The sequence below is a fragment of the Flavobacterium sp. AK-345 genome, from assembly GCF_058310175.1.
Window position 1 is genome coordinate 196242 of sequence record NZ_JBZEER010000010.1, and the last position, 12254, is coordinate 208495.

Consider the following 12254-nt stretch of genomic DNA (forward strand, 5'->3'; position numbering starts at 1 on the left):
TTGTTTAAAAAGTTAGGTAAACTACAAATTTAGGGCATAGAATTCGAAAATGTAAATTATTTCCGTTTATTTTTTCAGAATTTAAAAACCAGAAGCCGCATCGTCTCCTCGAAAATCGGCACCTCCTTCAAGATTTTTGTTTGGTAAAACCAAAATTGCATCGACTTTACCAAGTACGGGAGTTGGTTTTTCGTTAATCAAATAACCTTTAGATTTTAATAGGTCTAAAGTTTTGATATCAAAAGCATCAGCTTCAAAATTAATAAGATCCGGCAGCCATTGATGATGAAAACGTGGAGCATTTACAGCTCCCTGCATACTTAGTTTGTATTCGTAAACATTTAAAATAGTCTGTAAAACAGAAGTAATAATAGTAGATCCTCCCGGAGTTCCTACAACCATAAAAAGTTTTCCGTTTTTTTCTACGATTGTTGGTGTCATAGAACTCAACATACGTTTTTGAGGTGCAATACTATTCGCTTCGCTTCCAACCAGACCAAACATATTTGGAGATCCGGGTTTTGCACTAAAATCGTCCATTTCGTTATTCAGAAAAAAACCTAATTCGTCACAATAATATTTAGAACCGTAACCATCATTTAAGGTTGTAGTTGCAGCAACAGCATTACCAAATTGGTCTACTATAGAATAATGTGTAGTTTCTGTACTTTCGTTGTACGTTATTTTTCCTTCTTTTATTTCAGATGACAAACTGGCTTTTTCAACATTAAAAGTCGACATTCTATCTTTTAAATAGGTGTCAGAAAGTAATGCTTTTACGGGAATTTTGACAAAATCAGGATCGCCCAAAAACTGACTTCTGTCAGCATAAGCTCTTCGTTCGGCTTCAACGATTACCTGAATTGCTTCTGGCGAATTATGACCCATTTTTGCCAAATCATAAGGAGCAATCATTTTCAGGATTTGTGCCAGACAAATTCCACCGCTGCTTGGCGGTGACATCGAAGTGATTTTTAAATCTTTGTAATTAAACTGAAGCGGTTTTCTCCACTTGGCTTCGTATTTGGCTAAATCTTTAAGCGTAATAATTCCACCTTTTTGCTGCAGATATTCAACTAAAATTTTAGCGGTTTCTCCTTTGTAAAATTCATCTCGGCCGTTTTTAGAAATTCGTTTTAATGTATTGGCAAGAGCAGTATATTTAATAGTGTCTTTTTCTTTAAAATTAGTTGCCAAAAGCGTAGTTGAACCATTTACTTTTACAATAGATTCTCTGTAATTATTCATGCTTTTTTCCTGCTTTTTGGTAACAATAACGCCTCTTTCGGCAAGAGCGATAACAGGTTTTAAGATTTCGGACATTGGTAATGAACCAAATTTTTTATGCACTGCAAAAACTCCTGCAATAGTTCCGGGAATACCAATGGCAAGTGCAGTTTCGGTACTTTTTCCTTTTATAACATTTCCGTCTTTATCCAGAAACATATCTTTTGATGCTGCCAAAGGCGCTTTTTCACGATAATCTAAAGATCCAACTTCGCCGTTTGCTTTTCTGTAAACCATAAATCCGCCGCCGCCAATGTTTCCTGCAAAAGGAAAAGAGACTGCCAAAGCCAGTTCTGTAGCAATCATGGCATCAAAAGCATTTCCGCCTTTTTTCATGATCTCAACTCCAATTTTTGATGCTTCTTCGCGGGCAGAAACCACCATCGCTTTTGAAGTTACTAATCCTGTTGGATTTGTAGAAACCTGAGCTGAGCAGCTAATATAAATAAGGCTTAATAAAAGCGTAATTTTCTTCATAGTGATTGTAGTTTTTGACGGGCATGCAGTTTTATGTCTTCAAAAAACACAGTAAATTCCTGTTCAAAGTCGTCATAAAATTCTTTTAATTCTTCACTGGCAAATTGCATTTTTGATACATTTTTTGATCTTCTGTCCATTTGCGTTAAAATTTGATGAATTCCTTCAACGGTTCTATAACTCAAAAGCCAATTTTGATCAATCATGTAGGGCATCATACCTTGTGTTTTTTCGGTTAGAATATCATAATTTTCATGTAAGGAACTATAAAATCTATTAATGAAATCTTCGAGTTTTTCATCAGAATAATTGGACCAGTTTTTAGCTAAAAAATGATCATAAACAATGTCTACAATCACCCCCGAATAATGATGGTATTTTTCATGTAACCGTTTGGTGCTTTGTCTGAAAATATCGTGGGAATCGGTATAAGTATCAATAAAACGATGCAAAATAATTCCTTTCTGAACATCTTCAGGGAAATGTTCAAATTGTTTTCCGCGAATTCCATCGGCCATGAAATTGCCAATTTTAATTAAATCATTTTCACCGGAAAGATATATGTGGGCAAGGAAATTCATTCTTTTTAAGTTGCTAAGTTTCTGAGAGGCTAAGATTCTAAGTTTTTCTTTTTTAAAGTTGCTACCAGAAACTTCGGGACTAAGAAATTAAGTTGTTTTAGTAAAAGTATGAAATCTTTTTTAAATCGTTTTTACCAGTAGACTTCACAATATAAACTTAACATTTTAGTTTATTTTTAAATCTTAGAATCTTAGCAACTTAGTCCCGACACTTCGGGATAATAACTCTTTAAAAAAAATCTTAGCCACTTAGCATCTTAGAACCTCAGTATCTTTTTTATATTTGTAACCGGTAACTATAACTCAAAAAAATGACTTTAATAAAATCAATTTCCGGTATTCGTGGAACGATAGGAGGAAAAGTAGGCGATAACCTGACTCCTGTTGATGCTGTAAAATTTGCATCGGCTTACGGAACCTTTTTAAAAAATAATACTTCAAAAGAAAAACTAACAGTTGTAATTGGTCGTGATGCCAGAATTTCTGGTCCGATGATTCACAATCTTGTTGTAAATACGTTAATTGGTCTAGGGATTAATGTAATTGATCTTGGACTTTCGACAACACCAACTGTTGAAGTTGCAGTGCCTTTGGAGAAAGCAGATGGCGGAATTATTCTTACTGCTTCTCATAATCCAAAACAATGGAATGCTCTAAAATTACTGAATGAAAAAGGAGAATTTTTAAGCGGGGCCGAAGGTGCTAAAATTCTTGAAATTGCCGATGCTGAAGCTTTCGATTTCTCGGATGTAGACAGTTTAGGCGAAATCACGATGAACGACGCTTACATGGATATTCATATCGACGAGGTTTTGAATTTGCCTTTAGTTGATGTTGAAGCGGTAAAAGCAGCAAAATTTAAAGTTGTTGTTGATGGAGTAAATTCTTCTGGCGGAATCATTATTCCGAAATTATTAGAATTAATGGGCGTTGAAGTAGTAAAATTATATTGCGAACCAAACGGACATTTTCCTCATAATCCGGAACCTTTAAAAGAACATTTAACTGATATTTCTGAATTGGTAGTAAAAGAAAAAGCCGATTTGGGAGTTGTAGTTGATCCTGATGTGGATCGTTTGGCTTTTATTTGTGAAGACGGGGAAATGTTTGGTGAAGAATATACACTAGTCGCTTGTGCTGATTATGTGTTGAGCAAAACTCCTGGAAATACGGTTTCGAACATGTCATCTTCACGTGCTTTGCGCGATGTAACTGTTGGACATAAAGGAAACTACGAAGCCAGTGCAGTAGGCGAGGTGAATGTGGTTGAATTGATGAAAAAGAACAACGCGATTATTGGCGGTGAAGGAAATGGCGGAATTATTTATCCTGAATTGCACTACGGACGTGATAGTTTGGTAGGAGTTGCATTGTTCCTGACACATTTGGCGAATATAAAAATGTCAGTTTCGGCATTACGTGCTTCATATCCGGAATATTATATGAGCAAAAATAAAATTGAATTAACGCCACAAATTGATGTTGATGCTATTTTAGTTGCAATGACTGAAAAATATAAAAACGAAGATATTTCGACAATAGACGGTGTGAAAATTGATTTTGCTACAGAATGGGTTCATTTAAGAAAATCAAATACAGAACCTATTATTCGTATTTATACCGAAGCTCCATCTCAGGAAAAAGCTGATGTTTTGGCACTTCGAATTATAGACGAAATAAAAGCAATTGCGGGAATTTAAATAAAAAAATATACCACTTATTATTTTTTACCGCAAAGTTCGCAAAGGTTTTTTTAAAAGTGTGTTAACACAATAGAAAGTTCGCAAAGTTAAGTCAATACAAAGCTTTGCGAACTTTGTGCTTTAGAAGGCTACATAGATAAAAATCTTTGCGAACTTTGCGGTTAAAAAAACATCTTACCGTTTGATTAAAAAAAAATGCCCCGAACGTGAGTCCGGGGCATTTCTATATGTTTGAAATTCGATTAGAATTTGTATGTTAAGCTTCCCATAATTGTACGTGGAGCCTGAACGTTGATTGTTGTATAACCATTAAAGTACAATTCGTCTGTAAGGTTGTTTACTTTCAAAGATACTCTGTATTTAGGCTGATCGTAGTATAATGCAGCATTTACAACTGAGTAAGACGGAAGTTCAAAAGTTTGTCCAGGTCCTGCATTGTAGATGTATGTGGCATCTCCGTAATTACCTCCAAATCCTAAACCTAAACCTTTAAGTGTAGTAGTTTGTAAATTGTAGCTTAACCAGTAGTTGATTAAGTTTTCTGGTCCTGCAGTTGCTGGTCTTAAATCGTTTAACTCAGAATCATTTTTAGCATAACCAACCAATAAATTTAATCCTGCAATTGGGTTAGCCGTAATTTCTAATTCAAAACCTTTACTAAATTGTGTACCATTTTGTATGCTTGCATTTGGCAAATTTGGATCAGCTGTTACAATATCTTCAACTTTAATTTTGTAATAACTAATTGTAGCACTTACTTTATTTTGAAAAGCATTTACTTTTACACCACCTTCAAACTGATTGGCTTTTTCAGGATCAAATTGTTTCATTTGAAGAGCTCCATCAACATTTGCATTTAAGAACCCTTTGTTTGTAAAACTATTTTGGTAGCTACCAAATACAGATAACTGGTCTTTTATGATTTGATAAACTGCACCAAATTTTGGAGAGAATGCATTTTGAGAAAACGTATCAGCTTTTGTATTTGTAACAGCATCAAATGTTCCCTGATTGTCAAAATGATCAAAACGTACTGCTGCAGAAAGAATTAAGCTTTCTGTAATGTTAATTGCATCAGCAACATAAGCACTGTATGTTGATATAGCACTATTTGTAGTATATGGGGTATTACCATTTCCAACAAGCGCATTTTTTACATTGGTTGGGTTAAAATCATAATAATTAGCCGCTGTTCCGCTATAGTTTACTGTATCGTATGGAGCATAACCAGGCAAACTTTGGTATCCTAATTTATTTGTACCGTGATAAATATCACCACCAATTAGGAAACGGTTTCTCATTGATCCAATTTTGAAATCGCCATTAAAGTTTTGTTGGAATTCTATAGCATTGTCTCTACCATTTGCATCCCATGCATTTCTTGATAATTGCTCGTCTTTTAAAAGATAAAACCAAGTTTGTAAACCCGCTGCTTTATTTGAGCTGCTGCTGAATACAGTTTGTGAAGTCCATTCATCAGAGATTTTATAATTAGCCTGTGCAAAAACATTAAATGTTTTCGTATTGGTCATAAATTCATCTCCTAAAAATGATCTTTTAAAGTTGATGTTAAGATCTTTAGCGTTATTAAATCCTAAATCTGCGCTAGAAGCAGAAAGGTATATTAACGGCATACCAGAGTTGTCCTGATTTCCAATTTCAGCATCAATAGAGATATTCAGTTTTTCGTTTACCTGATAAGAGAAAGACGGTGCTATAAAGTAACTTTTTGAATAACCGAAATCCTGAAAAGTATTTGCAGTACCAACAGAAGCATTTAATCTGAATAATGCTGTTTTATCGTCGTTAATTGGCGTGTTAACGTCAGCAGACAAACGATTAAAACCATAGCTTCCGCTTTGGTAAGCAATTTCTCCACCAAAATTTTCAGTAGGTTTTTTGGTTACGCGGTTGATTAAACCACCGTATGAAGAAAGTACGTTTCCAAATAATGTAGCAGATGGCCCTTTTATAACCTCAATTTTCTCAAGATTTGCAGCATCAGAATTACTGTTTACTTTTCCTGCAATACCATTTCTTACCAAACTCTGAGTTGTAAATCCACGTAGTGAAAACCAAGAACCTCCGTCACCGGCACGGTTAGTAGCTCCCCATAATTGGTATAAACCCGGAACGTTTTTCAACGCTTCATCCTGATTTGTTACCAATTGGTCTTTCATTAATTGTTTAGTAACAACATTGTAAACCTGAGCATTTTCAAGATTTTTGATCGTCATTCTTGAAACATATTCACTTTCTGTTTTAGTATATTTGTTAGCATTTCCTTTTACAAATACTTCAGTAAGAGTTTCAGATGAAGTTGTCAATGTAAAGTTTTCTGTAAGTTCATCTCCATCCTGAATAGTGATGCTTTTTTCTTTAGAAGAAAAACCTACCGCAGTAGCTCTTAAAGTATAATTACCCGGTTTGATGTTTTTAATCTCATAGTTTCCCTGAGCATCAGTATTGGTTCCAATTTTAGTTCCTCTAATAGTTACAGAAACATTGTCGGCACTTTCATCACTAGATAATGAAACTCTACCTTTAATAGTACCTGTTTGAGCAAATGAAGTTACAGCTGTCAGCAACATTAGACTGCAGATCAACTTTGAAAATGATATTTTTACTTTCATGTTATTTAGAATTGTTTCGAATAGCACAAATGTATACGTTGTGTTAAAACAAACCAAATTATCTTTATTTATTCTAAATAATAAAGTAAATAACGTTTTTTGTTGTTCATTATTTAATAAATTATAAATTAAAACAAGTAATTCTCTTTTTTAAATATAATTACTTGTTTAATCAAACAAAAAATCCAAAAAGCAATATGCGCTTTTTGGATTTTAATTTCTTCTAAAATATTATTCAACCTTATGCTTCCATCTTTTATGTGTCCATAAATAATATTCAGGACACTCATAAATTTGTTTTTCTACTTCTTTTAAATACTTTTCAGTAATTTCAAAATTTTCAAAGTCATTAGGATTATCAGCAATAGTTAAGAAAGTGGCTTCATAATAACCTCTTTTTACTTTTTTTACTTTTACCATTATCACGCTTAAATCATATTTTTTTGCAAGCATTTCGGCTCCCGTGTGTACAGGAACTTCAATACCCATAAATTTCATTGAATGAAAAATTCTGTCCAGTTTCGGAGACTGATCACTTGCCAATCCGTATAAACTTAATTTTCCTTCACGCTGATTTTGAGCCATAGTCGGAATAGCTTGTCTTGTCTCAATTAACTCTGTATTATATTTTGAACGAATTTCACGGATTAATTTGTCAAAATAGCGATTGGCAATCCTTTTATATATTGCAATTCCCTGAAAACCAAGTTTAGGATTAATGGTCAAAAGCCATTCATAACTTGCATAATGCGAGGCAACTAGAATTACACTTTTACCTTTTTTTGCATAATCCTGTACGAGTTCAATATTAGTGACTTGAAATCTTTTCTCCATTTCTTCAGGAGAAATACTCATCGTTTTGATAGTCTCCAAAAACATATCACACATGTGCTTGTAGAATTTCTTTTCAATTTCTTTTCGTTCAGCATCATTTAAATGCGGTAAAGTCATTGCAAGGTTTTCTCGTACAACTTTTTTACGATAACCTATAATGTGATATATAATAAAATATACGAAATCAGACAGCCAATAAAATATTCGAAAAGGTAATATAGAGATAAGCCAGAGTAAAGGGTAGGCCAATATATAAACGAGAAATTGCATGTAATTTTTTTTACAAATATAAAATAAAAATGAATAAAGATGGATATTTTGGTCTCATGCTAACATATGTTTAAGAATGACTATATTTACATTTCAAATTAAATATTTTTATGAATATCATTTTAATTGGGATTATAGTTGCCAATGTTTTATTTAGCTGGAAAGGTTTTGAAGATTATTCTTTTATGAGAAAATATGAATTTCATGTAGGAAGTATCCGTTCCGGAGAACAAATTAGAATGCTGTCATCCGGTTTTTTGCATGCCGATATAATGCATTTAGTTTTTAATATGCTTACGCTTTGGTTTTTTGCTCCTGTGGTTTTAGGCTGGCTGGGTAATTTTTCGTTTGCATTGGTTTATTTTGGAAGCTTAATTTTTGGAAGTTTACTAACAATGGTTTTTCATAAAAACGATTATAGTTACAGAGCCGTTGGAGCTTCTGGCGCTGTAACGGGTGTTTTATATTCGGCAATTCTTTTACAGCCGGATATGATGTTGGGAATATTTTTTGTGATTCCAATTCCAGCCTATCTTTTCGGAATTTTATATTTATTGTATTCTATTTACGGAATGCGTGCTAAAAACGATAATATTGGTCATACAGCCCATTTTGGAGGTGCTGTGGGTGGTTATTTGATTACTTTGATAAAAGAACCATCATTACTAACAGATCATACGTTGATGGTAATCTTGCTGGCAATTCCGATTGTGATACTTTTTGCACTCGCAAAATTGGGAAAAATATAATGTGGCACAACTTTTGAAATGCCATTATTGAATAATTAAAATTTAACAAAAATGAAAAAACTAGTATTATTTTTAACAATCATGTTTATGACTATGTCTTACGGCCAGGAAACCAAACAAATTCCTCTAATTAATATAAATGGAGAAGGAAAAGTAAAAGTAGCGCCTGATCAGGTTTGTATTTCAGCTACAGTTGAAACAAAAGGGAATAATGCTAAAGACGTCAAAAAGCAAAACGACGAAAAAATGGATGCTGTTTTAAAATTCATTAAAAAAATGAATGTTCCAACAGCAGATTTTAAAACAAAACAAGTTGCGCTAAATCCGCAATACGATTACGAAAAAAAGAAAACAAGTTATAATGCTACTCAAACTGTAGAAATTGTATTAAAAGATTTATCTAAATACGATGAATTAATGGAAGGTTTGGTTCAACAAGGAATCAATCGTATAGATAAAGTTTCTTTTGAAACTTCTAAATTAGTTCAGTTACAGTCAGATGCTCGTAAATTAGCAATGAAAGATGCTAAAGTAAAAGCAGAAGATTACGTATCAGTTTTAGGACAAAAAGTAGGGAAAGCTTTTGTGATTTCTGATAATTCACAAATTTACCAGCCACAGCCAATGTATGCTGCAATGAGAATGAAAGAATCAGCAGATGCAATGGGAGCTTCAAACGAAACTCTTGCTATTGGAGAAATCGAAGTTACTGCAAACGTAAGTGTGAGTTTTATTTTAGAATAATATTTCAAATAAATTCCAAATAATAAATCCAAATTCCAATTTAAAAATTGGGATTTGGATTTTTTTATATTTAATTGAAAAAAGATTTAGTACAACGCCTGAGTAAAGTCGTCTATTAAATCCTGCGTGTCTTCAATTCCTATTGATAGTCGAATTAAAGAGTCTTCAATTCCCATTTCTTTTCTTCGTTCGGCACCAAGTTCATGAAAAATTGTCCTTGCGACCGGAATAGCGAGAGTTCTCGTATCTCCCAGATTACTGGATTTGATAACAATTTTCAAACGGTTTAAAAAAGTTACGCAATCAACTTTATCGTCTAATTCAAAACTCATCAAACCTCCAAATCCATCAAATAAATCGGATGCAATTTTATGTTGTGGATGACTTTCTAAACCAGGATAATTAACTTTTTTGACTAATTGATGATCTTCCAGAAAACGAGCTAAAATTAAAGCATTGCTACAGGTTCTTTCCAATCTTAAAGCCAAAGTTTCTGATCCTACCGAAATACTATGTGCGGCTTCCGGAGATAATGTACCGCCTCCATCTCGTAATCCTCTTTTTCTAATTTGAGTAATCCCAAGTAAAGCCGGAGAAATCTGTTCTTTTAAAATAGGTGCAATGTTGGAGAAATTATTCCAGTCATACAAACCCGTATCTGTAACGCTGCCTCCAAGTGCATTGCCGTGACCGCCTATATATTTTGTCAGCGAATTAATAACCAAACTGGCTTTGACATCAATAGACTTAAAAAGATATGGTGACGTCATCGTATTATCAACAACATATAGTAGAGTATTCTCTGAACAAAAAGTACCAATTTCATCCAATGCAGCGATTTGAGTAGCCGGATTTGCGATAGTTTCAACAAAAACCATACGAGTATTTTGTTGATACGCTTTTTTTACGTTCTCTATATTAGTAACATCCACAAAAGATATTTGAATACCAATTTCCGTAAATGTCTGCATAATACTTCTGGTGTTACCAAAGAGGTAAGAACTTGCAATAATGTGATCATCTTTTTTTAAAAGCGATGAAATAGTGGCACTTATGGCGGCCATACCAGTGGAGAAAGCCACCGTGGAAAGACCATTTTCCATTTGTGTTACCTTATTTTCTAATGCAGTCACCGTTGGATTGCCTTGTCTTGAATAAGCATAACCTTTTGTTTTATTCTGAAAAACATCAATAAGTCCGTTTACATCTTCATATCCCCACGTTACAGCTGTATGTATAGGTTGATGTAATGCGCCAAATTCAGGTTTTAAAAGTCGGTCTGAATGTAATATTGTAGTCGTAAATCCTTTTTTATTTTTCATAGGTATTGTATGCGCAACTTGTGTTTTGTTAATGTCTAATTTATTTTAAGCTAAATTAATCAATAAAATAGTAGTATCCCGATTTGAGCGAGCACAATTAATATGGATAAAACATTAATGTCAAAGAGAAAAAAGTTTCCTTGTATTTCTGCAAATTATGAATTGTATTTAACAAGTAACAGAGACCTGGAACTCTATTAAGACTTGATATGTCAATTATCAATGCTCGTTTCTAAAATTTCTTTTCTAAAATGAATACCCCAGTTTAAAATTTCATCTAGTAGTTTCCTCATGCTCTCTCCTAATGGAGTAAGTGAATATTCTACAGTTACAGGCATACTGTCATAAAGAGTGCGGGTAATAATCTTATTTGTTTCTAAAGCTTTTAGTTCCTGCGAAAGCATTTTAGGAGAAATATCCGTAATATCTCTTTGTATTTCTCCAAAACGTTTGTTTCCGTGATTTAAAGAGATAATTATAGGCAAGCGCCATTTTCCCTGAATAACTTCCAGAGTGTCCCTTGCAATCATTAATCTATGTCGGCAAACATCATTTTTTTGATTCATATCTAATTTGGTTTAAAACAATACTTACTTAAATGTAACTACTTACTAAGAGGTAACTAGTATATATTAGATAGTAAATGTATATAATTTTGCTCATATAATAAATTGTAAAAATTATGAAAAATAAAACAACTTGGGTTATAGACCCAGTACACTCCGAAGTGTTATTTAAAATCAAACATTTGGTTATCTCTTCTGTAACCGGTTCCTTTAGGAAGTTCGAGGGAAATGTAATTTCTGAAGGAACAGATTTTAGCAATGCAAAATTTGCATTGAGTATTGATGTAAAAAGTATAGATACGAATCAGTCACAAAGGGATGAACATTTACAAAGTGGTGACTTTTTTGAAGCTGTTACTTATCCTGAAATAACTTTTGATTCTACATCCTTTTTAAAAGTGAATAACAATCATTATAACATGATAGGGAATCTGACATTAAAAGGTGTAACCAAACCAATTGAATTGTATGTAGAATATGGCGGTTTTGAAAATGACGGACATGGGAATGTGAAACACGGATTTGAAATAACAGGAATAGTGAATCGAAAAGAGTTTGGAATGTCCTGGAACAAGATTACAGATAAAGGAGGTCTGGGGTTAGGGGAAGATGTAAAACTTATTGCAAATATTCAGATTTCTAAAATTGTGGAGTAGGATATTCTAAAGTTTATTTAAATGCACAAGGATTTTACTTGTGCATTACTCTTTTGCTAACATATATAATATAGTATAAAAAGGGTTTTTGAGAAAATTGAGTATTGATTCTAAAAATTATTTGAATATGTGTATCCAAAATCGATAGAAACATATGATAAGGCTCTGATATCAGTAAAAGAGAGTTTTTTTAAAAGTGTAAATTTACGTGCTTAATACAAATAGTAAGAAAAATCGTTATTTAATTGAAAAAAGATTTTAGTCTAAAATTATTGTTATCAGAAAGTTAGGAAATAGTTTTAAAAAAGATTGAAAAAAAGTGCTGGTAAAGTATTGCAAATGTCAATAAAGGTTGTACTTTTGCACCCGCTTTGAAACACAAGCGAAACAAAATTGAAACACGTTCGTAGACATATTGAATTGACAGCCGTT

General features: G+C 33.1%; 10 protein-coding genes. 4 read left to right on the top strand and 6 right to left on the bottom strand.

Going from position 1 to position 12254, the window contains the following annotated elements:
* Positions 1–81: 81 nt before the first annotated feature.
* Positions 82–1764: a gamma-glutamyltransferase gene (gene ggt, locus AC4FQ3_RS17735; RefSeq protein ID WP_491182717.1), complete on the bottom strand. Its 1683-nt coding sequence runs from the start codon at positions 1762–1764 to the stop codon at positions 82–84.
* A complete protein-coding gene (locus AC4FQ3_RS17740) occupies positions 1761–2345 on the bottom strand; it encodes an acyl carrier protein phosphodiesterase (protein ID WP_491182718.1) in 585 nt (194 codons plus the stop codon). The genes ggt and AC4FQ3_RS17740 overlap by 4 nt, the downstream gene beginning before the upstream one ends.
* Before the next feature lie 311 nt (positions 2346–2656).
* Between AC4FQ3_RS17740 and glmM the strand changes: the two genes are divergently transcribed.
* Entirely contained in the window at positions 2657–4045 is a 1389-nt protein-coding gene (gene glmM, locus AC4FQ3_RS17745; RefSeq protein WP_042564974.1) for a phosphoglucosamine mutase, read from the top strand.
* Positions 4046–4290: 245 nt separating this feature from the next.
* Here glmM and AC4FQ3_RS17750 read toward each other — a convergent pair whose 3' ends face one another.
* Both AC4FQ3_RS17750 and AC4FQ3_RS17755 read right to left on the bottom strand, forming a co-directional pair.
* Positions 4291–6681: a TonB-dependent siderophore receptor gene (locus tag AC4FQ3_RS17750; RefSeq protein ID WP_491182719.1), complete on the bottom strand. Its 2391-nt coding sequence runs from the start codon at positions 6679–6681 to the stop codon at positions 4291–4293.
* 231 nt (positions 6682–6912) lie between these two features.
* Positions 6913–7785, bottom strand: a complete 873-nt coding sequence (locus tag AC4FQ3_RS17755) for a lysophospholipid acyltransferase family protein (protein WP_491182720.1) — start codon at positions 7783–7785, stop codon at positions 6913–6915.
* A gap of 110 nt (positions 7786–7895) precedes the next feature.
* Here AC4FQ3_RS17755 and AC4FQ3_RS17760 point away from each other — a divergent pair, with 110 nt between their 5' ends.
* Both AC4FQ3_RS17760 and AC4FQ3_RS17765 read left to right on the top strand, forming a co-directional pair.
* Positions 7896–8534, top strand: a complete 639-nt coding sequence (locus AC4FQ3_RS17760) for a rhomboid family intramembrane serine protease (RefSeq protein WP_491182721.1) — start codon at positions 7896–7898, stop codon at positions 8532–8534.
* Between the two features lie 51 nt (positions 8535–8585).
* Positions 8586–9278 carry an SIMPL domain-containing protein gene (locus tag AC4FQ3_RS17765; RefSeq protein ID WP_073395044.1) on the top strand — a complete coding sequence of 231 codons (693 nt, stop codon included), beginning with the start codon at positions 8586–8588 and terminating at the stop codon, positions 9276–9278.
* Between the two features lie 86 nt (positions 9279–9364).
* Here the strand turns inward: AC4FQ3_RS17765 and AC4FQ3_RS17770 are convergent, their stop codons facing one another.
* Together AC4FQ3_RS17770 and AC4FQ3_RS17775 are read right to left on the bottom strand one after the other, a co-directional pair.
* Positions 9365–10600, bottom strand: a complete 1236-nt coding sequence (locus AC4FQ3_RS17770) for a cystathionine gamma-synthase family protein (protein ID WP_491182722.1) — start codon at positions 10598–10600, stop codon at positions 9365–9367.
* 212 nt (positions 10601–10812) lie between these two features.
* On the bottom strand, positions 10813–11130 hold the full coding sequence (locus AC4FQ3_RS17775) for a winged helix-turn-helix transcriptional regulator (RefSeq protein ID WP_491182723.1): 318 nt from the start codon (positions 11128–11130) through the stop codon (positions 10813–10815).
* Positions 11131–11282: 152 nt separating this feature from the next.
* Between AC4FQ3_RS17775 and AC4FQ3_RS17780 the strand changes: the two genes are divergently transcribed.
* Positions 11283–11822 carry a YceI family protein gene (locus AC4FQ3_RS17780; protein WP_491182724.1) on the top strand — a complete coding sequence of 180 codons (540 nt, stop codon included), beginning with the start codon at positions 11283–11285 and terminating at the stop codon, positions 11820–11822.
* The last annotated feature ends 432 nt before the right edge of the window (positions 11823–12254 follow it).